The following is a 23,474-nucleotide window of genomic DNA, read 5'->3' as shown; positions in this document are numbered from 1 at the left end:
TAGTATGCACCGATAAGTGAGCGCCAGGCGAGCGAAGAAAACGCTGTTTTTTTTCTCCTGCGGCAGCCTGCCCGCTACAGCTCGAGCGCCTGGCCCAGGTCCGGGCGTTCGGCCCAGCGGGCAAAGGCGGCCGCCATGCGCTCGCTTTCGGCGATGGCGCGGCGCCAGTCGCGCATGCGCGCCGCATGGTCCTGGCCGTAATGGGGAAAATCGCGCCGGTCCGGCAATTTGCCGTTTGGCAAGCTCGCCACGAAGGCGGGCGAGGGCGAGACGAGGATCATGTTGTCGAGCGCGGGATCGGGGCCGCGCGCGCGGCGCCACGGCATGGCCTTGTCCAGCCAGCCCGGCACGATATGGTCGGCAAAATGCGGATACAGCACCAGGTCGGGCTCGCGCTGGTAGGGCAGGTGCAGGTGATAGTCGATCAGGCCGCCGTCCCAGTAGCGCCCGGACGGCGCGCCGGCGATGTCGCGCACCGCGTCGAGCACCAGCGGGATGGAGCCGGAGGCCAGCAGCGCATCGCGCAGATTGTCCTGCGCCAGCGGCACGAAATGCGAGTGAAAGGCGTCGAAGCGCGAACGCAGCCAGCCGGCGCCGTCGGGCCCCGCATGGAACACGGCCCGCTCCAGGGTCGCCGCCAGGCGCGCGCGCGCCACGGCATTGCCGGCCGCCGCCAGCAGGAAGCCGCGCCGGTCGCGCCACTTGCCCGGCCGCGCCAGCGCGCCGATGCCGCGCACGGCCAGCACGGCCAGGCTGTGCCGCGCGTGCCCGAGCACCTGGCCATCCTGGCCATCGAGCACGGCATCGAGCAGGGCGCGGCAGGTGCGGCTGACATGGGCCGCATCGGGCCTGTCCGGATAGCGCTGGCCCACGTATTCGCGCACCAGGCGGCGCTGTGCCGCCACCGGGTCGGCAAACACGGCCGCCGCCATGCGCCAGGCGCCGATCGAGGCGCCGACGAACTGGCGCGGGCGCGGCGCCTGCGCCAGAAAGTCGCCGAACAGCCAGCAATCGAGCTGGTGCAGGATCAAGCCTTTCGGCCCGCCCGCGGCGGCGGGCACGATGGCGACGTCGAGCGCGCGCAAGCCCTGGTCGGCGATACGGGCACGGGCGCGGCGGCCCAGGCGGATGGTGATCGGTGATTGCATGGCGTTGAAGTTGGCAAGCGAGAGGCGGACTGTAGCTTTGTATTCTACCTTCAGCGTGGCGCCGTGACACAGTTGTGCGCGCTATAGTCACATTGTTAGCATTAGTAATTTTCTTTTGAGAAAGAATTTTCTTGAGAAATATTGCATAATACTCGCCGTTACATTTTTGGCATGTGCCAAGGATGCGTCACGCTTTTTTTACTGGAACAGCATGCAATTGAATCACACTCTTGTTTTGACCCTCGTCGCCGGCTCACTCGTTGCCTGCGGCGGTGGCGGCTCGTCTTCCCCGGCGGACCCGGCTGTCGCCGTGAACCCGCCCGTGGTGCCCGTCGCGCCAACGGCCGGTGGCGACAGCACGGGTTCCGTCAGCGCCCGTTTTGCCAGTGGCGACAACAGCCGTTTCGTCTTTACGTCGATCGGCTTGCAGAGCAATGGCAAGGCTGGCACGCTGGTACAGGATGCGTCCGGCGCCTTGAGCACCCTCGGCGGCATCGTCTTTACCGGCAACCCGCCCGTGACGCGCGAGATCAGCGGCGACGCGACCTTCGCGCAGGGGCGCTGGTTCAAGGGCGCGTTCAGCAGCAGCACTGGCGCCACGACCTTGTCCGGCAACAATGCCAGCGCGCATTACGTCGCCTATAACGTGCTCGCCGCGCTGCCAGCGAGCGGCACGTTCACCTGCGATGCGGGCACGTTCACGGCGCCAAGCTACACGGGCGGCAACAGCGTCCCGTCGGGCGCCGACTTCGGCACGGCCAGCGGCAATGCCAGCATGGCTTTCGATGCCTCCGGCGCCAGGATCGTACTGGCCATCGACGCCAGCGCCGGCGGCAGCACGGGCAGGATCTCGGCATCGACGACCTTGGCTTCGGCGGCATCGAGCGGCTACACCGGCGGCTATCTGTCGGGTGGCACGGGCGCGCAGCTGGTGCTGGGCGACGGCGGCACCGGCCGCTACCTGCTGCTGGCGGCCTACAAGGTGCAACTGGCCAACGGCGGCAACTATCAGGGCGTGGCGACCTTCCGTTGCTCCTGATCGGTCCTGCATGAAAAAAGCGGCGCCGTGCACTGCACGGACGCCGCTTTTTTTTACGCAGGATGGAATTAACGCAGCGCCGCGATCATCTGTTTCAGCTTGCCGGAATCGACGCAGAAGGCGCGGATGCCCTCGGCCAGCTTTTCCGTCGCCATCGCGTCTTCATTCATCATGAAGCGGAACGCTTCTTCGTTCAGCGACATCTGCACGATGTTGGTCGACGGCGCCGCCTCGGCGCTCAGCTTGCGCTCCACGGGCGCATCGCTGTCGGCCAGCTTTTGCAGCAGGTCGGGGCTGATGGTGAGCAGGTCGCAGCCGGCCAGTTCGAGGATTTGCGACGTGTTGCGGAAGCTCGCGCCCATCACCTCGGTCTTGTAGCCGAACTTGCGGTAGTAGTTGTAGATGCGCTTGACGGACTGCACGCCCGGGTCTTCCGCGCCCATGTAGTCGATGCCGGTCGATTTCTTGTACCAGTCGTAGATGCGGCCGACGAAGGGCGAAATCAGCTGCGCGCCCGCTTCGGCGCAGGCGATGGCCTGGGCCAGCGAGAACAGCAGGGTCATGTTGCAGCGGATGCCTTCCTTTTCCAGGATGGCGGCGGCGCGGATGCCTTCCCAGGTGGAGGCGATCTTGATCAGTACGCGCTCGCGTGGAATGCCCGCGTTCGAATACAGGGCGATCAGGTCGCGGCCCTTGGCCACCGTGCCTTCCGTGTCGAACGACAGGCGCGCATCGACTTCGGTCGAGACGCGGCCAGGGATGGTTTGCAGGATTTCCACGCCAAACGCGATCAGGAGGCGGTCGATGATGTCGCCGTTGGACGCGTTCGGATGGTCGCGCACGGCCTTTTCCAGCAGCGGCTTGTATTCATCCTTCTGCACGGCCTTCAGGATCAGCGAAGGATTCGTCGTCGCGTCGCGCGGCGTGTAGGCCTGGATCGATTGGAAGTCGCCGGTGTCGGCCACCACGGTAGTAAATTGCTTCAGTTGTTCGAGTTGGTTCATGGCTGCACAGGAAAGAGTGAATGGGCTTGCCAGGGTATTGTACCGAATGCGGGACGGTGGCGGCGCTTTTAAGCCAAGGGCTGAAGTGCCGGGGTCGGACCCGGCGGGTCTGGCCCCGGATTGCCGCTTTTCAGCCAATAAACGAATCAAACTGCATGTCGAATTCCTGCAGCGCCTTTTGTGCATTCTGCATCTTCTTGCGAAATTCCGGCCCGCGCTGCAGGGCCAGCCCCACGGCCAGCACGTCGATCACCACCAGGTAGGCCAGGCGCGCCGAAATCGGGGTGTAGGGGTCGGTGTTGAAGACCAGGTCGATCGGGATCAGCACGGTCGCCAGGTCGGCCAGCGGGGTGCCGGACGGCGCCAGCACGATCACGTCGGCGCCGCCGCGGCGCGCCAGTTTCACCGAGCGCACGAGGGCGGGGCTGTTGCCGCGCTGCGAGATGGCCACCAGGCAGTCGCCGCCGCGCAGCAGGGCCGCGGCGATGCTGTGGATGTTCGGGTCGCTGTAGGCCACCGTCGGCACGCCCGAGCGGAAGAACTTGTGCTGCGCGTCGGCCGCCACGATGCCCGAGGTGCCCTGGCCATAGAATTCGATCTTGCTGGCGCGCGACAGGATATCGAGCGCGCGCTGGATCGCTTCCGGGTTCAGGTTGTTGCGCAGGTCGAGCAGGGTATTGATCGAGCGGCTGCAGATTTTATTCACCAGGTCGGCCGCCAGGTCGTCCTGCGCCGGCTGCTCGTTCGCGCCCGGCATGGCCAGGGCCAGGCCCTGCGCCAGCTTCAGCTTGAATTCATGCCAGCCGTCGTAGCCCAGGGTGCGGCAAAAGCGCACCACCGTCGGTTCCGACACCTGCGCGCTTTTCGCCAGCGCCGTGATGTTCTGGCTGACCGTCTGGTTGGGCTGGTCTAGCACGGCCAGCGCGACCTTCTTCTCCGACTTGGAGAGCGAATCGAGCTGGGTGCGGATGGAGTCAAGCAGCATTAAATTAGTCTTCTGTCTTCGGGAAGCGGTGAAGCAGGGAATTCGCGGAGCAAAGCTCCGCGCCTGCGTAACGGCCTGCCCATGCATGGGCAGGCTCCTTGCGCTTCTAAACTAGTCTTCAGGAAGCGCCTCTTCACGCCACTGCAAGCCATCGCGGCCGATCAGGGCGCTGGCGGCGGCCGGGCCCCAGGTGCCGGCCGTGTACGGGATCGGCGCGCTGTCGTTCTGTTCCCAGTTGTCGAGGATGGGCTCGACCCATTCCCAGGCCGCTTCCAGTTCGTCGCCGCGCATGAACAGGGTCAGCTGGCCGCGCAGGACGTCGAGCAGCAGGCGCTCGTAGGCGTCCATGCGCGGCGTCTTGAACGATTCGCGGAAATCGAGTTCCAGTTCCGCCGGCTTCAAGCGCATGCCGTCGCCCGGGGTTTTCGCCATCAGGTTCATGCGCAGGCCTTCGTCCGGCTGCAAGCGGATCACCAGGCAGTTCGGCTGGAAGCTCGACGTGGGCTGGTTGAAGATCGAATGCGGGATCTGCTTGAAGCGCACGACGATCTCGGCCAGACTGTCGGCCATGCGCTTGCCCGTGCGCAGGTAGAACGGCACGCCGGCCCAGCGCCAGGTGTCGATTTCCGCCTTCAGCGCGACGAAGGTCTCGGTGCGCGAATGTTCGGGCGCATCGGGCTCGTCACGGTAGCTCGGCACCGTGACGCCGTCCACGTGTCCGGCGCGGTACTGGCCGCGCACGATGTTCTGCGCCAGGGTGGTCGGCGTGAATTTCTTGAGCGAGCGCAACACTTGCAGCTTTTCATCGCGCACGGCGTCCGGCGCGATCGAGGTCGGCGGTTCCATGGCGACGATGCACAGCAGTTGCAGCAAGTGGTTCTGCAGCATGTCGCGCAGTGCGCCCGAAGTGTCGTAGTAACCCATGCGGTTGCCCACGCCCAGTTTCTCGGCGATGGTGATCTGCACGTCGGAAATCCATTCGCGGCGCCACAGCGGTTCGAACAGGATATTGCCGAAGCGCAGGGCCAGCAGGTTCTGCACGGTTTCCTTGCCCAGGTAATGGTCGATACGGTAGATCTGCGATTCCTGGAAGACCTTGCCCACTTCGGCATTGATCTGCTTGGCACTGGCCAGGTCGCGGCCCAGCGGTTTTTCCAGCACCACGCGCGAGTTCGGCGTGACCAGGCCGTTTTCTTCCAGGTTGTCGCAGATCAAGGCGAACAGATGCGGCGGCGTGGCCAGGTAGTACACGCGGGTCAGCTCGGCGTCGCCGCGCAGCGCTTCGACCAGCGGCGCGTAAGTCGACGCATCGCTGGCATTGAGCGACACGTACACGATGCGCGCGCAGAACTTGCTCCAGGTGGCGGCGTTCAGGGTACTGGCCTTGATATGCGGACGGGAGTTGCTCTCCACCATTTTCAAGAAGGCTTCCTGGCCGCTGTCCTGGCGGCCCACGCAAATGATGCGCGCCGTCGGCGGCAAATCGTTCGCGACGTCGCGCGCATACATGGCAGGCAGCAATTTGCGCATTGCTAAATCGCCGCTGCCGCCAAACAGGACCAGGTCAAAATCGGTAAGAGCCATAAGTGAGTGTCGTCGCAAAAGTAAAAGAGCCGGAGCGGGGAGGAGGCCGACCGGAAGTGCCAGTCTGTCGCTACTGTAAATCAGTGGTGTAAATTTACTACGTAGAAGTGGCAATTGCAAGAAATTTTACTACATTCATCAGGGGCGCGTGGACTTTCGTGGACTTTCGCCACGCCTGCTCGCCTGTGTCGTGCGTGCCTGCTCATTATATGCCGTTCGCCGGTGCCGGGTGCAGCGCATGCTTTTCAAAGCGACCATGGTTGCAAGGGAAATATCCTGTTCTTCAGAGCACGATTTGCGCTATAGCAACAGGGAAATCAAGAAATCCCGCCAGGATGGCTGTTGGCCGCGGAAAGTAGCTTTGAGGAAAGTAAAAAATCGTATAATCAGACTTGAAGCGATCATGACTATTGGTCGCACGAATATCGCACCGCGCGCCGGCCATGCCCCGAACCCGCCTCCCGACGCCAGCGCACCCTGTTTTTCGCAAATGACTACATGGCGGGCAGACAGACTTCACTTTACAAGACGGCACAAGGGGACACAATGAATTCAATGCAGCAAGACGTCGATGAACGTACCAGCCTGACAGGCAATAACAAGTTTGAGCTGTTCCTGTTCAAGTTGGGCACCAGCGACCATTCGACCAGTCGCGAACTGTTTGGCATCAATGTGTTCAAGGTGCGCGAAATCATGGAAATGCCGGCTATCACCGCGGTAGCCGGTTCCCATCCCCATATGTTGGGCGTGGTCAACATCCGCGGCCAGATCGTGCCCGTGATCGACCTGCCGATGGCGGTCGGCTGCAAGAGCAGCGGCTTGAAGATCCTGATGGTGACGGAATTTGCCCGCTCGACGCAGGCGTTTGCCGTGGAAGAGGTCGATGAAATCGTGCGCCTGGAATGGAACCAGGTCTTGTCGGCCGAGTCGAGCGTGGGCGGCGGCCTGGTCACCAGCATCGCGCGCCTCGATGGCGACACGGACAAGACGCGCCTGGCGCAAGTGCTGGACGTGGAGCAGATCCTGCGCAACGTGCTGCCATCGGGCGACCCGGACGTGGACGAGAACAGCATCGGCCCGCAAGTGCGCTTGCCAGCCGGTGCCGTGATCCTGGCCGCCGACGATTCCTCGCTGGCCCGCTCGCTGATCGAAAAGGGCCTCGAAGCGATGGGCGTGCCCTTCATCATGACCAAGACGGGCAAGGAAGCGTGGGAACGCCTGCAGGCGATCTCGGCCCAGGCCGCGACGGAAGGCAAGACGGCGAAAGACAAGGTCGCGCTGGTGCTGACCGACCTGGAAATGCCGGAAATGGATGGCTTTACCCTGACGCGCAACATCAAGAACGATGGCCGCTTTTCGTCGATTCCCGTGGTGATCCACTCGTCGCTGACGGGCTCGACCAACGAAGACCACGTCAAGGGCGTGGGCGCCGATGGTTATGTGGCCAAGTTTGTGGCGGCGGAATTGGCGGAAACGATACGCAAGGTGCTGGCGCGCTAAGCTGAAGCAACTGTAGGTTGGATTGGCGGCGTACGCCGCGTCATCCGACGCCACCATGGCCAACAGTGAGCGTAAAAAAAGCGCCGGACCCTTGCAGGTGCCGGCGCTTTTTCATGTTTGAAACAATTACGCCTGGTAAGGCGTTTCCGGCTGGCCCGCCACGTCCACGCGCACGGACAGCACGTGGCCGCTCAAAGGGTAGTCGGCGAGCTCGGCGTTTGACCTGTTGTGGCTGGCGCTGGTGATGTACAGGGTGCGCAGGTCGGGGCCGCCAAAGGTCACCATGGTGGGGCAGCGCACGGGCACGGCGATTTCGCCCAGCAGTTGGCCGTCGGGGGCGAAGCGCAAGATCTTGCCGCCTTCAAACATGGCCGCCCAGTAATTGCCTTCGCTGTCGACGGCCGCGCCATCGGGGCGGCCGCCGTAATCAAACGCCTTCTTGTCCGTGGAAAAGCGCTGGAACGGCTGCGGCGCGGAAATGGCGCCTGTCGCCGCATCGAAATCGAAGCGGTCGATGCGGTGCGTGGTGGTATCCGAGTGGTACATGGTGCGCTTGTCGGGGGAAAAGCCCAGGCCGTTCGACACGGTCATGCCGCCCGACCAGACCTTGCGCACTTGTCCTTTTTCCAGCACGAACATTTCCGCCGCATCCGCGTTGCGCGGCTCGAAAATCGTGCCGACCCAGAAGCGGCCCGCCGGGTCGACCTTGCCATCGTTGAAGCGCGTGGTGGCCATGTCGAACGGCGCCGCGGCGATTTCGGCCAGGCTGCCCGTCCTGGTGTCGAGGTGGGCAAAGCCGCTGCGCAGGGCGACGATCAGGCCGCCGCCGGCATTGATGGCCAGCGCCGACGGTTCCGTCGGCATGTTCCATTGCTCATGCTTGCCGCTGGCCGGGTGCAGCCGGTGCACGGCGCGGCCATCGATGTCGACCCAGTACAGGGCCGCTTCCTTGCCATGCCATAGCGGGCATTCACCCACTTGCATGGGCTTGTCGCTGACTACCTTGATCTCGTAAATATTCATCTATCTCTTTATTTAGTATGCGGCTTTTGCGGCTTTAGCCAGTGCAATCAAGCCATTGGTCGAGCTGTCGTGGTGGTCGGGACGGGCTTCGCCCGTCAGTTCGGCCTGGATTTTCTTGGCCAGCACCTTGCCCAGTTCCACGCCCCACTGGTCGAAACTGTTGACGTTCCACAAGACGCCCTGCACGAAGGTCTTGTGTTCGTACAGCGCGATCAGGGCGCCCAGGGTGGTCGGGGTCAGCTGGTCCATCAAAATGGTGTTGCTGGGGCGGTTGCCGGGGAAGGTCTTGTGCGGCACCAGCGCTTCGATCTCGCTTTCCGGCAAGCCCTGCGCCTGCAGGTCAAGGCGCACTTCCTCGGCCGTCTTGCCCGTCATGAAGGCTTCCGACTGGGCGAAACAGTTGGCCAGGAGGGCGTCGTGGTGGCCCGGCAAGTCGTGCGTGGCGCGCAGGGCGGCGATGAAGTCGATGGGCGTGATGTCCGTGCCCTGGTGCAGCAGCTGGAAATACGCATGCTGGGCATTCGTGCCGCAATCGCCCCAGATGACGGGGCCGGTCGGCACGTCGACGGGCACGCCATCCTTGGTGACGCGCTTGCCGTTGCTTTCCATGTCCAGCTGTTGCAGATAGGCGGCAAAGCGGCTCAAGTCCTGGTGATACGGTGCGATGGAAACGGAGCCGCAATCGAGGAACTGGCGGTTCCAGAAGCCGACCATGGCCAGCACGACGGGCATGTTGTCTTCCAGCGGCGCCTGGCGGAAGTGTTGATCCATCGCATGCGCGCCGGCGAGGAAATCGCTGAAATATTCAAAGCCGACGGACAGGGCCACGGCCAGGCCGATCGAGGACCAGACGGAATAGCGGCCGCCGACCCAGTCCCAGAACGGGAACATATTGTCCGGCGAAATGCCGAAGTCGACGATGGCTTGCGTGTTGGTCGACACGGCCACAAAATGTTGTGCCAGATCCTTTTCTTCGCCTTCGAGCAGGAACCAGGCGCGCGCCGTGTTGGCGTTGAGCATGGTTTCAGCGGTAACAAAGGTTTTCGAGGCCACGATGAACAAGGTCGTTTCCGGATCGACTTTCGACAGGGTCGCTTCCATGTCGTGACCGTCGACGTTGGAAACAAAGTGCATTTCCAGGCCCGGATTGGCATACGAGCGCAGCGCCAGGCACGCCATCTTCGGGCCCAGGTCCGAGCCGCCGATGCCGATGTTGACGATGTCGCAGATGGGCTTGCCCGTGTAGCCGAGCCAGCTGCCATTGCGCACCTTGTCCGTAAACGCCTTGACGCGTTGCAGCACATCTTGCACGTCAGCATCGATATCCTGGCCATCGACCACCAGCTGCGTGCCGCGCGGCGCGCGCAAGGCCGTATGCAGAACGGCCCGATGTTCGGTAAGATTGATTTTCTCGCCGGTGAACATGGCTTCGCGCTGCGCTTCCACGCCGCGTTCGCGGGCCAGGTCCATCAGCAGCGCCATGGCGGTGGCGTCGACCCGGTTCTTCGAGTAATCGAGCAGCAGGCCGGCCGCATCGACCGTCATGCTGGAAAAGCGCGCGGGGTCCGCCGCGAACAGCTGGCGCAGATGCACTTCGCGCAGGCTGGCGCTATGCGCTTGCAGGGACTGGAAACTGGCGGTGGCGGTGATGGCGGGGGTAGGTGCTGGCAGGCGCATGGCGGTCGGCTTGGGTGCTTGTCTCGGTTGAAGGGGCGCGGCGCATCGGTGTGGCGGCGTTGATATGAGAATAATACATCAGAAAAACGTAATTTCACTACAGTTTGTGCAGGCGCATGGCATTTTCAGCGTTTTTTCAGCGTGTTCTCCGTGCTGCATTAGATAGGAAAGCAAGACGGATGGACGTGGCACGTTGTTGTCTTGCCTTGAAAGCGCGCGGAAAAATGGATTATTTTCGCCAGCGGCCACGGCAAGAGTGCTTCTGTGCGACCATTTTGTAGTAAAATTTCACGAAATACTCATTTTTAAGGAAATCCATATGGCGCTGCATCCAGTAGTCGAATCCGTAACAGCGCGCATCATCGCGCGCAGCCGGCCATCGCGCGGCGCCTACCTGGCGCATCTGGATGCGGCCCGCATCCAGGGCGTGCAGCGCGGCGCCCTGTCGTGTACCAACCTGGCGCACGGCTTCGCCGCCTTTCCCGCCAACGACAAGCTGTCGCTGAAGGAATACAAGAAGCCGTCCGTGGCCATCGTCTCCTCGTACAACGACATGCTGTCGGCGCACCAGCCCTTCGAAGGCTTTCCGCAGATCATCAAGCAAGCCGTGCGCGAAGTGGGTGCCGTCGCCCAGTTCGCCGGCGGCGTGCCCGCCATGTGCGATGGCGTGACGCAAGGCCAGCCGGGCATGGAATTGTCGCTGTTCTCGCGCGACACCATCGCCATGTCGACGGCCGTGGCGCTGTCGCACAATATGTTCGACGCGGCCCTGTACCTGGGCGTGTGCGACAAGATCGTGCCGGGCCTGCTGATCGGCGCGTTGCACTTCGGTCACTTGCCGGCCGTCTTCGTGCCGGCCGGCCCGATGACGTCGGGCCTGTCGAACCAGGAAAAAGCCAAGGTGCGCCAGTTGTACGCACAAGGCAAGGCCACGCGCGAAGACTTGCTCGAAGGCGAGTCGAAAGCCTACCACGGCGCCGGCACCTGTACTTTTTATGGTACTGCGAACAGCAACCAGATGCTGATGGAAGTGATGGGCCTGCATTTGCCGGGCGCCGCCTTCATCACGCCGAACACGCCGCTGCGCGATGCGCTGACCAGGGCCGCCGCCCAGCGCGCCGCCGGCATCACGGCGCAAAGCGGCAGCTACTTGCCAGTCGGCCATATTGTTGACGAGAAATGTATCGTCAACGCCGTCGTCGGCTTGCTGGCCACGGGCGGTTCGACCAACCACACCCTGCACCTGGTGGCGATTGCCAAGGCGGCCGGCATTGTCATCGACTGGAACGATTTCAACGAGCTGTCGGCCATCGTGCCCATGCTCACGCGCATCTACCCGAACGGCGACGCCGACGTGAACCATTTCCACGCGGCCGGCGGCACCGGTTATCTGATCCGCGAACTGCTGGACGCGGGCTTGCTGCACGAGGACGTCAACACCATCCTGGGCCACGGCTTGCGCGCGCACTGCATGGAGCCCTTCCTCGGCGAAGACGGCAAGGTCTTCTGGAAAGATGCACCGGCCGCCAGCGCCGACGAGAACGTGCTGCGCCCCGCCTCGAACCCGTTCGCGCCGGACGGCGGCATGGTCCTCGTCGCAGGCAACCTGGGCCGCGCCGTGATGAAGGTCTCGGCCGTCAAGCCGCAGCACCGCACGGTGGAAGCGCCGGCGCTGGTGTTCAATTCGCAGGAAGACTTCATGGCCGCCTACAAGGCCGGCACGCTGGACCGCGACTTCGTCGCCGTGCTGCGCTTCCAGGGCCCGCGCGCCAACGGCATGCCGGAACTGCATGCATTGACGCCCGCGCTGGCCAACCTGCAGGATGCGGGCCGCCACGTGGCGCTGGTCACCGATGGCCGCATGTCGGGCGCGTCGGGCAAGGTGCCGGCCGCCATCCACGTCTCGCCTGAAATCCTCGCCGGCGGCCCGCTGGGCCTGGTGCGCGACGGCGACATCATCCGCCTCGACGCCTTCACGGGCGTACTGGAGGCGCTGGTGCCGGCCGATGTCTGGCATGCGCGTGCGCTGGTCACGGCCGACCTGTCGCCGAACCACGTCGGCATGGGCCGCGAGCTGTTTTCCATGTTCCGTTCCACCGTCAGCGCGGCGGAAGAGGGTGCCACCACCTTCGGCCTGCCGTCGCCGATTCCCACCACCGTCGCCTTGCACGACGCCGACAATGTCGGCGATACCGTGCCGGGTTCCGATGAAGACTTTTTGGCTAGGAAATAAGAGATGACCATGACACTACTGGAAATTATGCGCACCTCGAGCGTGATCCCCGTGATTGCGATCGACGATCCTGAACACGCCGTACCGCTGGCGCGCGCGCTGGTGGCGGGCGGCATCCGCGTGCTGGAAGTGACCCTGCGCACCAAGCACGGCCTCGAAGCGATCCGCGCCATGTCGGCCGTGCCGGGCGCCATCGTCGGCGTGGGCACCTTGACCCGTCCCGAGGAATTCGTCCAGGCGCGCGATGCGGGCGCCGTCTTCGGCGTGTCGCCGGGCCTGACGTCGGCCCTGGTGGCGGCGGCGAAAAGCAGCGGCCTGCCCCTGCTGCCAGGCGTGATGACGCCCGGTGAAGTGATGGCGGCGCGTGAAAACGGCTTCCAGCAGCTGAAACTGTTCCCGGCCGTGCCGGCCGGCGGCATCGGCATGCTCAACGCCATCTACGGCCCGCTGCCCGACATCACGTTCTGCCCGACGGGCGGCATCTCGCAAGAGACGGCGTCGCAGTTCCTGGCGTGCAAGAACGTCGCCTGCGTGGGCGGCTCCTGGCTGACGCCGAAAGACGCGATCGCGGCCGGCAACTGGGACCGCATCACGGAAATCGCCAAGGCTGCCAGCGGTCTTCGACTGGCTTAAGCGGCACCGGCGCGGCAGGCTTTACGCTTGCCGCGCTTTCTTCTCTTCTTCTTATGCGAGTCTTGCGCCGCCCCCTCACCATCGGCGAAACCGCCATGGCCTGCAGCGTCTTCCAGGGCGCCATCGACTACGCGCGCGTGCGCGTCGTGCGCGGCTCCTTTCTACCGTTCGGCTTGCAGGACGAGAACACGGCCATGACGCCGCGCGGCAGCCTGCATTTCATGCCGGCCCAGTACCGCGACGACTTTTCCCGCGAAGGCAACGGCGGCAAGCTGTTCTTCATCCATGAAATGGTGCACGTGTGGCAGTACCAGCTCGGCTACGGCGTGCTGCTGCATGGCGTGCTGCTGGCGCTGCGCGGCGGCTACATCGGCCAGCGCGCCTACCGCTACGATGCGAGCGCGGGCGGGACTTTGTCCGATTTCAACATGGAGCAGCAGGGCGACATCATCGCCCACTACTTCGGCGCGCGCCAGCTGGGCATTCCCGCCTACGTGGCGCAGCTGCCGCAGCTGCAGGACATCCTGCAGCGCTTTTTGCTCGATCCCGCCGACCGCACGCTGCTGCCCCGCTAAGCGCTGCTAGGGCGCCAGGTTCGAGGCCAGCAGCGGCGCCGGCGCGCGCAAGCCCGCGACGGCCACGGCATCCTTGCCCAGCAACAGACGCAGGTCGGCGCTGCCGCCGATGCCCGTGCCGTTGTCCGTCGCCGCCTGCAATTGCGGCAGGCCGCCCAGCGCCTGCGCCAGCGCGGCCGCCTCGGCGGCATGGCCGGGCCGGTAGACGATGCTGCTGGCCTGCTGCCCGTAGGGGCGCTGGTTGCCCAGCCTGAAGACGGCGATGCCCATGCCGCCCAGCAGCTTGCGCATGCGCGCGGCCAGGCCCGCTTCACCATTCCCGTTGATCACTTCCAGCCTCGCCTTGCTTGCCAGCGCCACCGCTGGCGCTGGCGCGGCCTTTGCGGCGGCTGCCGGCATGGGCGCGGTGGGCACCGCGGGCGCGTCGCGCCAGCCCAGCACAAAGATATTCGGCTGCAACTGCGTCAACTGTAGCCGCGTGGACGGCGGCGCGCGGGTGGGCGCTGGCGCCAGGTCGGGCGCGATGGCCGCCGTGGCCGTGTCGAGCGTGCTGACGCTGCGCGCCAGCGCCGCGATGGCCAGGTCCAGGTTGGCGCGCGCCGGCTGCTGGCCGTTGTCGAGCTGCAGCGACTGGCGCAGCACGGCCGCCGCCTGGGCGTAGTCGCCCTGCAGGTACAGCACGTAGCCGAGGTTGTTGTACGTCCTGGCCGTCGGCGCCTCCTGCGCCAGCGCCTGCAGCATGGTGCGCGCCGTTGCCAGCTGGCCCAGTTGCGCCTGCAGCACGGCGGCGCCATTGCGCGCATCGGGCGAGGCGGGGTCGAGCAGCAGCGCTTCGCGGTAGGCGGCCAGCGCCGCGCGCGGGTCGCCCAGTTCCTGCATGCGCCTGCCCAGCTTGCAGTAGGCGCTGGCGCGCGTGGCGGGACTGTCGTCGATGCGTGCCTGCGGCAGCCCTGCGTGGCCGGCCGGGGCGGGCAGGTTGGCGCAGGCGGGCAGCAGGCCGGCGCAGGCCAGCATGAGCATCAATGAGGTGTGCTGTGACATGGCGTTTCTCCGGTCAGCTGCCGCTGCCCATGCTGGGCAGCAGCACGCGGTAGATTTGCAGGAAGGCTGGCCCCATCAGGACGACCAGCAGCGAAGGGAAGATGAAGAAGATCAGCGGGAACAGCAGCTTGAGGGCGATCTTTGCCGCTTCTTCCTCGGCGCGCTGGCGGCGCTTGGTGCGCAACTGGTCCGATTGCACGCGCAGCGAGGCGGCGATGCTGGTGCCGAAACGCTCGGCCTGGATCAGCATGGCCACCAGCGCGTCGACATCCTCGACCCCCGTGCGCAGGGCCAGGTTGCGCAGCGCGCGCTCCTTGGTGTTGCCGGCGCGCAGCTCCAATATCACCAGGTGCAGTTCCTCGGCCAGCACCGTGCTTTTCAGGGCGATCTCGGCGGCGACGCGGGCCAGCGCCGCGTCCATGGCCAGGCCCGCTTCCACGCACACCGTCATCAGGTCCAGCGCATCGGGAAAGCTTTCGAAAATCTCGCGCTGGCGCCGCTTGATCATTTGCGCCAGCACAATATTGGGCAGGTAATAGCCGATGGCGGCCACAGTCAGCAGCCAGAACAGGATCGCCTTGCCGGCCATCTGATGGCCCGATGCGCTCAGCCCGAGGAACAGCAGCAGCGGCAGGCCGATGGCCAGCATGGTCTTGGCGGAAAAGAACAGGATGGGCGTGGCAGCCTGGCGCAGGCCGGCATTCATGAAGCGCCGGCGCATCACGGAGTTTTCCCAGCCCTGCTCGGGCAGCGACAGTTTGGCCAGCGGTCCTGTCAGGCGCACCACGCGCGCCAGCCAGGGATTGGGGGGCGGCGCACCCGGCGACGGTGCCGCCTTGCCGCTGGCGCTGTCGATGCGCTGACGCAGCGGGTCGGGCGAAAAGCTGCGCAGGGCGACCAGCGCCGTACCGAACACGGCAATGAACAGCAGGGCGAGAAAGGCGATATGTACGGGATTCATGAGGGTTCTCCTTGCGGCTCAGACGCGGATGCGGATGATGTTGCGCATGACAAAGATGCCGCACACCATCATCAGCAGGGCACCGATCAGCATCTTGCGGCCACCGGGATCGACAAACAGCATTTCCAGGAACTGCGGATTGGTCAGGTGGATCATGGCAGCCGCGCCGAAGGGCAGCAGCGACAGGATCCAGGCCGACAGCCTGCCTTCGGCCGACAGCACGCGCACCTGTCCCAGCAGCTTGATGCGCTCGCGGATGATGCGGCTGATGCTGTCGAGCAATTCGGCCAGGTTGCCGCCCGTTTCGCGCTGGATCAGCACGGCGATGACGAAGTAGCGCAGGTCGGTGCTGGGCACGCGCGTGGCCAGGTTCATCAGCGCATCGGGCATGGCGATGCCGAAATTGACTTCGTCGAAAGCGGCACGAAATTCCACTGCCAGCGGCGCGTTCATTTCATCGCCGACCATTTTCAGGGCCGTGGGAAAGGCGTGGCCGGCCCGCAGGGCGCGCGCCATCAGGTCCAGCGCGTCGGGCAACTGCTGTTCGATGCGCTGCAGGCGCTTGGCCTTGGCGCGCAAGACCAGCAGCAGCGGCAGCAGGGCCGCGCCGGCCAGCAGCGGCAGGCGCAGCGCCCACGGCACGCCGAAATAGCCGAGCAGCAGCAGGGCGGTGCCGGCCGTGGCCAGCATCACGCCGGCGAAGCTGGCCACGCTCCAGCTCAGTCCCGACTGCTCCAGCAGGCGGTCGAGCGCATGCACGCGCGGCACGCTGAGCAGCAGCCGCTGCAGGGCCGGGGTGTCGCTCAGCAGGCGCTTCTTGATCATCGAGCTGCCCGTCTCGCCGTGCGCGCCGGCCGACATGATGCGCAGGCGGCGCGCCACCCGCTCCGCCTCCGGCCCGCGCGAGGCATTCCACGCCAGGTACAGGCCTTCGATCAGCAGCACCACGGCGATGAAGGTGAGGATGGCGAACACGTAGTAAAGGTAGTCCATGGCAGTTCCCCTGAATGGCTTAATGGTACTGGCGGGCGGGATCGAACAGGGTCTCCGGCAGGCTGATGCCGAAGGCGCGCAGGCGCTCGAGGAAGCGGGGGCGCACGCCGCTGGCATGGAAATGGCCCTGCACCGTGCCGTCCTCGCCGATGCCCGTCTGGCGGAAGGTGAAGATTTCCTGCATGGTGATCATCTCGCCTTCCATGCCCGTGATTTCCTGGATCGACGTGACCTTGCGCTTGCCGTCCGTCAGGCGCGACACCTGTACCACCACGCTGATGGCGGAGCTGATCTGCTGGCGCATGGCTTTCACGGGCAGGGCCGCCGAGGCCATGCTGATCATGTTTTCCAGCCGCGTCAGCGCGTCGCGCGGGGTATTGGCGTGGATGGTGGCCATCGAGCCTTCGTGGCCCGTGTTCATGGCGCCCAGCATGTCGAGCGCCTCGGCGCCGCGCACCTCGCCCAGGATGATGCGGTCGGGGCGCATGCGCAGCGCATTGCGCACCAGCGCGCGCTGCGTCACCTCGCCCTTGCCCTCGATGTTGGGCGGGCGCGTCTCCAGGCGCACCACGTGCGGCTGCTGCATCTGCAGCTCGGCCGCATCCTCGATGGTGACGATGCGCTCGGCCGTGCTGATGAAGCCGGAAATCGCGTTGAGCATGGTGGTCTTGCCGCTGCCCGTGCCGCCCGAGATCAGGATGTTCATCTTGGCCTTGCCCAGCGCCTGCAGGATGGTGCTCATTTCCTCGGTCAGGCTGTGCTTGAGCATCAGGTCGGCCAGGCGCAGGGGCTGGGCCGAGAAGCGCCGGATCGACATCACGGGGCCGTCGATGGCCAGCGGCGGGATGATGGCGTTGACGCGCGAGCCATCCGGCAGGCGCGCATCGACCATGGGGCTCGATTCGTCGATGCGGCGGCCCACGCGCGAGACGATCTTGTCGATGATCTTCATCAAATGCGCGTCGTCGGTGAAGCAGATGTCGCTCAGTTCCAGGCGGCCGTGGCGCTCGACATACACCTGGCGGTAGTTGTTGACGAGGATGTCGGACACGCTGGGGTCGGCCAGCAGCGGTTCGAGCGGACCGAAGCCCAGCACCTCGTCCTGGATGTCGCGGATCAGCGAGCGCCGTTCCAGGTCGTTGATCACCACATTGTCTTCCGTGAGCACGTCGCTGACGAGAATTTTCAGCTCCTCGCGGATCTGCTCGCGCGACAGGCGCTGCATGCCCTCCAGGTCGACCCTGTCGAGCAGGGCCTGGTGGGTGCGGTGCTTGAGTTGCTGGTAGCTGTGGCTGGCTGCGCCCTGGTGCGCGGCACCGTCGTTCAGGCTGGCGTCATCCTGGGCATAACCCAGGCGGTCCCGCAGGGTGAGTTTTTCGGCAGTCATGGTCGGTCTCCGGTGTATGGGGGTATCTGGTTGGAACCTCAGGCGCGTGCCAGCAGCCGCGCCACCCAGCCTTGCGCGGCCGGCGGGGTTTCGCCGGCCAGGCTGGCGGCCAGTTCCTGCAGGGCGCGCGAGACGGGATTGTGCGGCGCCAGCTTGAGAATGGGCACGCCCTGGCTGACGGAAGCCGCCACCGCCTCGTAGTGGTTGGGGATGGATTTGTAGACGTGCTTGCCGTAGGCTGCCTCGAGGTCGGCCACGCGGATGCTGTCGCTGCTGGCGTAGCGGTTCAGGATCAGGCGGATCTTGTCTTCGCGGTAGCCGAGGCCGCGGAACACGTCGAGCAGGCGCTTGCCGTCGCGCACATACGGCAAGGTGGCCTGCAGCACGGGGAAGATCAGGTCGGCCCGGTCCAGCGCGCGCACGCTGACGGGATCGAGGCCGCGTCCGACGTCGAGCAGGATGTAGTCGTACTGGCTGCGCGCCAGGGCCAGCAAGCGGTCGATATGCTCTGCTTCGACGTCGGCCGCATGGGCGGGATCGTCGGCGGCGGCCAGCACGCTGTAGTTGGGCGTGATCTGGATCATGCTGGCGCTGAGCAGTGAAGCGTCCAGGCGCACGATCTGCTGCGACAGCTGCGACAAGGTGGTGGCCGGCTTGTGGTCCGAGACGAACAGGGCGGCGTCGCCGAACTGCAGGTTCAGGTCGAACAGCGCCACCTTGCGCTGCTCGCCGGCGGCCAGCGCGTAGCCGAGATTGGCGGCGATGAAGGTGGCGCCGCTGCCGCCCTTGCACGAGACGAAGGCCAGCACCTGGCCCTTGCGCGTCACCTGCTTCTGCAGCTTCTCCTCGATGCGGCGCAGCGCCGCGCACAGGGCCGCGTCGTCGTCGGGCGGCAGCACTTCGCGCACGCCGGCGCGCATGGCGCGCAGCAGGAATTGCGGATTCTGCTGCGGGCATTGCACGATGATGGCCAGGCTCGGATGGCGGCCGCCCAGCAGTTCCAGGCGCTCCAGCTCGTCCTCGCCGATGTGCTCCTGCTCCAGCAGCAGCAGGTCCGGCGTGACGCCGTTGTCGAATACATCCGGCGTGCTCGCCAGCAGGGCGACGCGGTCGGCCGTGCTGCGCTCGCGCAGCAAACGGGTCAGCCGCTTGAGCTGGACTTCATTCTTCGAGACGATGACGATATTCACTTGGTGCTCCCGGTAATGGCGTTCAGTTGATCTGGAAGCCCAGGCTTTCGGCGTGCATGACGACCACCGAGGCGGGCAGGGCGATATTGAGGAAACCGAACAGGCTGACCATCGGCGTATAGCTGACGTTATCGATCGAGACGCGCACGCTGTCGATGCAGCTGGCGCTGCGCGTGATGTCGCCGCAAGCCGACAGGTTGTCGCCCGGGTCAGTCGGCGGCAAGGTCACTTCGGCGCCGCTCTTGTTCAGGTAGCGGATGCTGATATTGGCGGCCGTGACCTCGGGCGCTGCCGGCAGGGCCGTGCCGCCGAACAGGGCCAGCGTCTTGACGGCGTCGGTCTGGTCGATCCAGCGCACCACCGCCTCGCGCGCGGCACGGCGGCTCACTTCCTGCACCGTGTTGTACAGGTACAGCAGGCGGCCGAATTCCAGGATGCCGAACAGCAGCGTGAAAAACAGCAGCGCCACCAGGGCGAATTCGACGGCGGCGGCGCCGCGCTGGCGGCCGGCCCGGGGTGCAAGTGGAAGGCGATGGCGCATGGCGTTCTCCTTACAGCATGTAGCGCATGGTGGTGCGCGGCGAGAGCGGCGTGGCATAGCTGCTGGCCGAGCCGATCACGAAGGGCAGGTACTGGCCCACCGACAGCGTGTAGTTGACGACCTCGACGCGGATGCCGCCCGGTGCCGTGCCGTCGCTGCAGCTGCTGTCGCTGAAACTCGCATCGAGACAGGTGACCGTCACGTTGGCCGTGGTGAAGTCGCCGATGCCGGCGCTGGTGGCTGCATCGACCACCGTCTGCTTGGCCGCCGGCACGCCCTGCGAGGCGATGCTGGCCTTGGCCTTGACGGACAGGTTGCGCGCCGCGTCGCGCGTGGCCTTGGTCAGCGCGTCGTAGTACCAGAAGGCGCGGCCGAAGCCGAAGATGCCGGCCAGCAGGGTCACCAGCAGCGCCAGCACGATGGCGAATTCGACGGCGGCGCCGCCGCGCTGCCTGAGATGGGAAAGGGGAGTACGCATGGCCGCCTCACTTGTAGAGCTTGATTTCGGAATTCGGCACGGGCTCGATCAGGCCCGCGAACTCGACGTCGAGGCGCTTGGTGCCGCCGCTGAAATCGGCCTTCATCGTCATGAAGAACTTGCCGATGCCGACCGCGTTCATGGTGCCGCACGAAGACGGTCCCACGGGCGCCGTGCGGCAGTCGACCAGCACCACGTTGAGGATGCGCCGGTTGCGCTGGCCCGGATGGGCTACCGACGGTGCCTGGAACGTGGCGCCGCTGGTCTGGTTGTACGGCGAAGGTGGCGTGCCGGCAGGAAAGCCTGCGCCTGCGCTGACGGGGTAGCCGGTCGTGTCGAAGTAATTCGCCTTGGCCGTGCTGTACAGGGGATTGGCGTTGCCGTCCGTGACGCTATACGCCGTGCCGGCCTTGGCCGGGCTGGCGCCGTTGCTTTGGTAGGCGGGACCGTAGGACCACAGCACGCCGTAGCCGGCGAACTGGGCGAACGTGGCCGAGGGAACTGGCACGCTGCCTGCCGATGGCAGCTGGTAGTTCGGCTTGTTGCCGGCCAGGCTGACGGACTGCTGGCTGGGCACGGTGCTCGCGCCTGGCTGCATCCAGCCGGTGGGCGGCGAGTTGGCGGCGCTGGCGGCGCACGGCGAGCTGCCCACGCAAGGGTATTCCTTGATGTTGGTGTCGGGCGGCGCCGACACGGGGTCGCACACGGACGGTCCGCCGTAGTCGTCGAAGCGCGAATTGAGCGAGGCGGCCAGCGAGGCCGTCATGCCCGTGTTGGTGTAGACCTGGCCCGAGCCGCCGGTGATGACGGCGCTGCTGCCCGTGCACATGAAGGGCGCGGTGGAGGCGGCGCTCGAATGCGCGGCGCTGCAGCTGCCGGGCGGCGCGTCGACGGGATTGATCAGGTAGGGGTCGGACGGGCCGCCCAGCGGATTGAGGCCGAACAGGTTATAGGTGACGCCGCGGCGAAAGCCGAATTCCACCAGCTCCGTCAGGCCCGTGCCTGCCGGCGCGGCCGGATATGTGTATTGCGCCGTCTTGTTGGCCGGATCGACGGCGCACACGCCGATCGGCGTGACGTCGTTGACGAAGCGGCCCGCCACGGCCACGCCCGAGGTGCTGGTGCTGGCGATGCCGGCGATGCCCATCAGGTAGGTGGCGAAGGTCTTGCCGCCCGTGTCGATACGGATGAAGGTCTGGCCCTGGGGACTGGTACGGGCGCTGGCGCCGGATGACCAGGGACCGTCCGGGCCGGGGCCGAAGCTGATGTTGGCGGCCGTGATGGTGAGCGTGGTGGAAAAGTCGTAGCGGTTCTTTTGCGCGATGGCGATGGCCTTGGTCTGCGCATTGTCGATGCCGGCCGCGCTTTGATTGAGCTCCATGGCGCCTGCCAGCGCGGCGCTGTCGGCGCCGTTCTGCAGTTCGGCCTTGGCGATGTACAGGTGGCCCAGGTCCAGTACCAGGCCGCCCATGGCAAACAGGATCACCAGGGTCAGCCCCAGCACGATGGCGATCGCGCCCTGCTGCCTGTCGTGCCTGCGGAATGCTGTTTTCATGAGTTTCTCCTGGTGGCCTGGGGGAGTGGACCGTCCGGCGGGCGCCTACTGGCGACCGCCCACGCCGATGGTGAAGACGTTCGGCTGCGGCTCCGGCGCGGCGAATGACTTCTGGTAGCGCTGGTAGGCGCTCACGCCGGACTTGCCGTCGATGCCGCTGACGGGGTCCGTGTTGCGGTAGGCGTCCGGATACATGATCTGCTGCGCCTTGAGCAGGGCCACCGATTCGCCGAAATGCGAATCGAGCACGGGCGTGGTGGTGGCGGCGCAGCCGGCCAGCAGGCATAACAGGGCGGCGCCAGGCAGGCAATGTGCGGTTTTCATGGTGTTCTCCTAGTTGAGGTCGAAGCCGGCGACGGGCTGGGGCGCGACCGCTTGCGGCGGCGTGGGCGCCGCCGGCGCTGCGGGGGCGGCGGCAGGGGCGGGCGCGCTGCCTTCCATTTTTCCCTGCATGAACATGTCGCCGCGCGTCGGCTGGATGTAGCCGTCGGTGGGCAGCTTGTAGTCGGGCGGCAGCGGCTTGACCAGGTGCGGCGTGATGATGAAGACCAGTTCCGAACGGTCCGTCTGGAAGTCCGTGCTGCGGAACAGGGCGCCCAGCACGGGGACTTCGCCCAGGCCCGGCAGGGCCTTGATGTTGCTGGTCACATTGTTCTTGATCAAGCCGCCGATGGCGAAGCTCTGGCCGTCGAACAGCTGCACCGTGGTGGTGGCGCGCCGCGTCGTAAACGATGGCAGGATGGCCGTGGCCGAGATGCCGGTGGCGGTGATGCCGATGCCGTCCTTGTTCAGGTCCGACACTTCCGGCGCCACCTTCAGGTTGATGCGTCCCCCTTCGAGCACGGTGGGGGTGAATTTCACGGCCACGCCGAACTCCTTCTCTTCCAGCGTGATGGTGGGCACGCCGTTATTGTTGCTCTGGCTGACGGGGATGAAGATCTTGCCGCCGGCCAGGAAGCTGGCCTCCTGGCCGCTGATGGCCATGATGTTCGGTTCGGCCAGCACCTTGATCAGGCCATCGCGTTTTTGCGCGTCGAGGTTGAAGAAATTGTTCTTGCTGGCGCCGCTCAAGCCGCTGGGATTGTTGCTGAGCAGGCTGGACAGCAGCGAATACGACCAGCTGCCGATGGTCTTGTTGATGCCCAGGCTGGCGCCCAGCTGGTCGACCAGCACCTTCGACACTTCGGCCACCTTCACTTCCAGCATCACCTGCTGCGGCGCGGCGATCGACAGCAGGTTGATCACGCGCGGCGTGCCGCCGTCCTGTCCCGCGGCCGCCGGTGCCGGCGTGGGCGTGCCGGCGGCAGGGGCGGCAGGCGCGGCGCCGGGGCTGCCGCGCGCGCTGCGCTGTACGTAGGCGTTCGCCAGCGACAGCGCCTGCTCGGCCTTGACGGCATCGCTGACCATGCCCGACAGGATCAGCGTATCGCCCGCCACCGTGACGTGGATCTTTTCGTTCGGCAGCAGCTCGGCCATGCGTGCCTGCAGGCTGCTGCTGTCGATGCCCACGGCCAGGTCGATGATGGTGGCGTCGTTGGCCTTGTTCCACAGGATCAGGTTGGTGGTGCCGACGGAGCGGCCCAGCAGGTACACCTCGTTGGGGTTGAGCAGGATCACGTCGGCGATGCGCGGGTCGCCGACGGACATGCGGCTGGCGGCAAACGGCAGGCGCATCAGGGTGGACTTGCCTTCGGCCAGGCTCATTTGCGGCGCCATCTCGGTGCGGCCGGCGCGCGACTCGCTTTGCGGCGGCGTGGCCCTGGGACGGGCGGCGGCGCGGCTGCTGCGGGCAGCGCCCGCTTCGGCGGCGACGGGTTCGCCGCGCGCCTGGGGCGCCAGCGCGCCGATCATGGCGAGGGCAAGCGCCAGGCTCAGTACCCGGCTTCCGCTTGCTGTGCAATATGTGCTCATGGCATGGCTCCTCTGC

General features: G+C 65.6%; 21 protein-coding genes. 5 read left to right on the top strand and 16 right to left on the bottom strand.

Annotated elements, in window-relative coordinates:
• Positions 1-74: 74 nt before the first annotated feature.
• Entirely contained in the window at positions 75-1,148 is a 1,074-nt protein-coding gene (locus AC3RCJ_RS23265) for a patatin-like phospholipase family protein (protein ID WP_492965237.1), read from the bottom strand.
• Positions 1,149-1,359: 211 nt separating this feature from the next.
• On the opposite strand from AC3RCJ_RS23265, the gene AC3RCJ_RS23260 reads away from it, so the two are divergent.
• Positions 1,360-2,187, top strand: coding sequence for a hypothetical protein (locus AC3RCJ_RS23260; RefSeq protein WP_492964914.1), 828 nt, complete (start codon positions 1,360-1,362; stop codon positions 2,185-2,187).
• Positions 2,188-2,255: 68 nt separating this feature from the next.
• On the opposite strand, the gene tal is transcribed toward AC3RCJ_RS23260, so the two are convergent.
• The 3 genes from tal to zwf form a co-directional block, all read right to left on the bottom strand.
• Entirely contained in the window at positions 2,256-3,191 is a 936-nt protein-coding gene (tal, locus tag AC3RCJ_RS23255; RefSeq protein ID WP_492964913.1) for a transaldolase, read from the bottom strand.
• A 130-nt stretch (positions 3,192-3,321) separates the two neighbouring features.
• Positions 3,322-4,176, bottom strand: coding sequence for an SIS domain-containing protein (locus AC3RCJ_RS23250; protein ID WP_071075885.1), 855 nt, complete (start codon positions 4,174-4,176; stop codon positions 3,322-3,324).
• A 111-nt stretch (positions 4,177-4,287) separates the two neighbouring features.
• A complete protein-coding gene (gene zwf / locus AC3RCJ_RS23245) occupies positions 4,288-5,760 on the bottom strand; it encodes a glucose-6-phosphate dehydrogenase (protein ID WP_492964912.1) in 1,473 nt (490 codons plus the stop codon).
• A gap of 546 nt (positions 5,761-6,306) precedes the next feature.
• On the opposite strand from zwf, the gene AC3RCJ_RS23240 reads away from it, so the two are divergent.
• Positions 6,307-7,260, top strand: coding sequence for a chemotaxis protein (locus AC3RCJ_RS23240; RefSeq protein WP_326457957.1), 954 nt, complete (start codon positions 6,307-6,309; stop codon positions 7,258-7,260).
• Positions 7,261-7,386: 126 nt separating this feature from the next.
• On the opposite strand, the gene AC3RCJ_RS23235 is transcribed toward AC3RCJ_RS23240, so the two are convergent.
• Together AC3RCJ_RS23235 and pgi are read right to left on the bottom strand one after the other, a co-directional pair.
• On the bottom strand, positions 7,387-8,283 hold the full coding sequence (locus tag AC3RCJ_RS23235) for an SMP-30/gluconolactonase/LRE family protein (protein WP_492964911.1): 897 nt from the start codon (positions 8,281-8,283) through the stop codon (positions 7,387-7,389).
• A gap of 12 nt (positions 8,284-8,295) precedes the next feature.
• Complete coding sequence (pgi, locus tag AC3RCJ_RS23230; RefSeq protein ID WP_492964910.1) at positions 8,296-9,960, bottom strand: glucose-6-phosphate isomerase; 1,665 nt, start codon at positions 9,958-9,960, stop codon at positions 8,296-8,298.
• A gap of 319 nt (positions 9,961-10,279) precedes the next feature.
• Between pgi and edd the strand changes: the two genes are divergently transcribed.
• From edd to AC3RCJ_RS23215, 3 genes are all read left to right on the top strand, one after another.
• The gene (gene edd, locus AC3RCJ_RS23225) at positions 10,280-12,193 is read left to right on the top strand and encodes a phosphogluconate dehydratase (protein ID WP_492964909.1); all 1,914 of its coding nucleotides are present in this window, start codon (positions 10,280-10,282) and stop codon (positions 12,191-12,193) included.
• A gap of 3 nt (positions 12,194-12,196) precedes the next feature.
• Positions 12,197-12,826 (top strand): bifunctional 4-hydroxy-2-oxoglutarate aldolase/2-dehydro-3-deoxy-phosphogluconate aldolase, encoded by a 630-nt coding sequence (gene eda / locus AC3RCJ_RS23220; RefSeq protein ID WP_070222407.1) that lies wholly within the window; start codon positions 12,197-12,199, stop codon positions 12,824-12,826.
• Between the two features lie 62 nt (positions 12,827-12,888).
• A complete protein-coding gene (locus tag AC3RCJ_RS23215; protein WP_492964908.1) occupies positions 12,889-13,401 on the top strand; it encodes a Rhs element Vgr protein in 513 nt (170 codons plus the stop codon).
• 6 nt (positions 13,402-13,407) lie between these two features.
• Here AC3RCJ_RS23215 and AC3RCJ_RS23210 read toward each other — a convergent pair whose 3' ends face one another.
• The 10 genes from AC3RCJ_RS23210 to AC3RCJ_RS23165 are packed head-to-tail and all read right to left on the bottom strand — an operon-like array spanning position 13,408 to position 23,458.
• Positions 13,408-14,442 carry a LytR C-terminal domain-containing protein gene (locus AC3RCJ_RS23210; RefSeq protein WP_492964907.1) on the bottom strand — a complete coding sequence of 345 codons (1,035 nt, stop codon included), beginning with the start codon at positions 14,440-14,442 and terminating at the stop codon, positions 13,408-13,410.
• A gap of 13 nt (positions 14,443-14,455) precedes the next feature.
• Positions 14,456-15,403, bottom strand: a complete 948-nt coding sequence (locus AC3RCJ_RS23205; RefSeq protein ID WP_492964906.1) for a type II secretion system F family protein — start codon at positions 15,401-15,403, stop codon at positions 14,456-14,458.
• Positions 15,404-15,421: 18 nt separating this feature from the next.
• Positions 15,422-16,396 carry a type II secretion system F family protein gene (locus AC3RCJ_RS23200; protein ID WP_492964905.1) on the bottom strand — a complete coding sequence of 325 codons (975 nt, stop codon included), beginning with the start codon at positions 16,394-16,396 and terminating at the stop codon, positions 15,422-15,424.
• 19 nt (positions 16,397-16,415) lie between these two features.
• The gene (locus tag AC3RCJ_RS23195) at positions 16,416-17,783 is read right to left on the bottom strand and encodes a TadA family conjugal transfer-associated ATPase (RefSeq protein WP_492964904.1); all 1,368 of its coding nucleotides are present in this window, start codon (positions 17,781-17,783) and stop codon (positions 16,416-16,418) included.
• Positions 17,784-17,821: 38 nt separating this feature from the next.
• Positions 17,822-18,973, bottom strand: coding sequence for a CpaE/TadZ family protein (locus AC3RCJ_RS23190; RefSeq protein WP_492964903.1), 1,152 nt, complete (start codon positions 18,971-18,973; stop codon positions 17,822-17,824).
• A gap of 22 nt (positions 18,974-18,995) precedes the next feature.
• The gene (locus tag AC3RCJ_RS23185; protein WP_492964902.1) at positions 18,996-19,514 is read right to left on the bottom strand and encodes a TadE/TadG family type IV pilus assembly protein; all 519 of its coding nucleotides are present in this window, start codon (positions 19,512-19,514) and stop codon (positions 18,996-18,998) included.
• Between the two features lie 10 nt (positions 19,515-19,524).
• A complete protein-coding gene (locus AC3RCJ_RS23180; RefSeq protein ID WP_492964901.1) occupies positions 19,525-19,992 on the bottom strand; it encodes a TadE/TadG family type IV pilus assembly protein in 468 nt (155 codons plus the stop codon).
• A 7-nt stretch (positions 19,993-19,999) separates the two neighbouring features.
• A complete protein-coding gene (locus AC3RCJ_RS23175) occupies positions 20,000-21,547 on the bottom strand; it encodes a pilus assembly protein TadG-related protein (RefSeq protein ID WP_492964900.1) in 1,548 nt (515 codons plus the stop codon).
• A gap of 45 nt (positions 21,548-21,592) precedes the next feature.
• On the bottom strand, positions 21,593-21,871 hold the full coding sequence (locus AC3RCJ_RS23170; protein WP_492964899.1) for a pilus assembly protein: 279 nt from the start codon (positions 21,869-21,871) through the stop codon (positions 21,593-21,595).
• Between the two features lie 9 nt (positions 21,872-21,880).
• Positions 21,881-23,458: a type II and III secretion system protein family protein gene (locus tag AC3RCJ_RS23165; protein ID WP_492965236.1), complete on the bottom strand. Its 1,578-nt coding sequence runs from the start codon at positions 23,456-23,458 to the stop codon at positions 21,881-21,883.
• Between the last annotated feature and the right edge of the window lie 16 nt (positions 23,459-23,474).

The organism is Janthinobacterium sp. GW822-FHT07H11 (genome assembly GCF_058798615.1).
Note: the sequence above shows the minus strand (reverse complement) of the source record. Positions and strands in the feature narration are given on the sequence as shown.

Bases quoted from the DNA above. Each gene is read 5' to 3' on its own strand.
- zwf (WP_492964912.1), bottom strand. From the start codon at position 5,760: ATGGCTCTTACCGATTTTGACCTGGTCCTGTTTGGCGGCAGCGGCGAT.
- AC3RCJ_RS23205 (WP_492964906.1), bottom strand. From the start codon at position 15,403: ATGAATCCCGTACATATCGCCTTTCTCGCCCTGCTGTTCATTGCCGTG.
- AC3RCJ_RS23200 (WP_492964905.1), bottom strand. From the start codon at position 16,396: ATGGACTACCTTTACTACGTGTTCGCCATCCTCACCTTCATCGCCGTG.
- AC3RCJ_RS23165 (WP_492965236.1), bottom strand. From the start codon at position 23,458: ATGAGCACATATTGCACAGCAAGCGGAAGCCGGGTACTGAGCCTGGCG.
- AC3RCJ_RS23235 (WP_492964911.1), bottom strand. From the start codon at position 8,283: ATGAATATTTACGAGATCAAGGTAGTCAGCGACAAGCCCATGCAAGTG.
- AC3RCJ_RS23265 (WP_492965237.1), bottom strand. From the start codon at position 1,148: ATGCAATCACCGATCACCATCCGCCTGGGCCGCCGCGCCCGTGCCCGT.
- tal (WP_492964913.1), bottom strand. From the start codon at position 3,191: ATGAACCAACTCGAACAACTGAAGCAATTTACTACCGTGGTGGCCGAC.
- AC3RCJ_RS23185 (WP_492964902.1), bottom strand. From the start codon at position 19,514: ATGCGCCATCGCCTTCCACTTGCACCCCGGGCCGGCCGCCAGCGCGGC.
- AC3RCJ_RS23260 (WP_492964914.1), top strand. From the start codon at position 1,360: ATGCAATTGAATCACACTCTTGTTTTGACCCTCGTCGCCGGCTCACTC.
- AC3RCJ_RS23195 (WP_492964904.1), bottom strand. From the start codon at position 17,783: ATGACTGCCGAAAAACTCACCCTGCGGGACCGCCTGGGTTATGCCCAG.
- edd (WP_492964909.1), top strand. From the start codon at position 10,280: ATGGCGCTGCATCCAGTAGTCGAATCCGTAACAGCGCGCATCATCGCG.
- AC3RCJ_RS23240 (WP_326457957.1), top strand. From the start codon at position 6,307: ATGAATTCAATGCAGCAAGACGTCGATGAACGTACCAGCCTGACAGGC.
- AC3RCJ_RS23180 (WP_492964901.1), bottom strand. From the start codon at position 19,992: ATGCGTACTCCCCTTTCCCATCTCAGGCAGCGCGGCGGCGCCGCCGTC.
- AC3RCJ_RS23250 (WP_071075885.1), bottom strand. From the start codon at position 4,176: ATGCTGCTTGACTCCATCCGCACCCAGCTCGATTCGCTCTCCAAGTCG.
- AC3RCJ_RS23210 (WP_492964907.1), bottom strand. From the start codon at position 14,442: ATGTCACAGCACACCTCATTGATGCTCATGCTGGCCTGCGCCGGCCTG.
- AC3RCJ_RS23175 (WP_492964900.1), bottom strand. From the start codon at position 21,547: ATGAAAACAGCATTCCGCAGGCACGACAGGCAGCAGGGCGCGATCGCC.
- eda (WP_070222407.1), top strand. From the start codon at position 12,197: ATGACCATGACACTACTGGAAATTATGCGCACCTCGAGCGTGATCCCC.
- AC3RCJ_RS23170 (WP_492964899.1), bottom strand. From the start codon at position 21,871: ATGAAAACCGCACATTGCCTGCCTGGCGCCGCCCTGTTATGCCTGCTG.
- pgi (WP_492964910.1), bottom strand. From the start codon at position 9,960: ATGCGCCTGCCAGCACCTACCCCCGCCATCACCGCCACCGCCAGTTTC.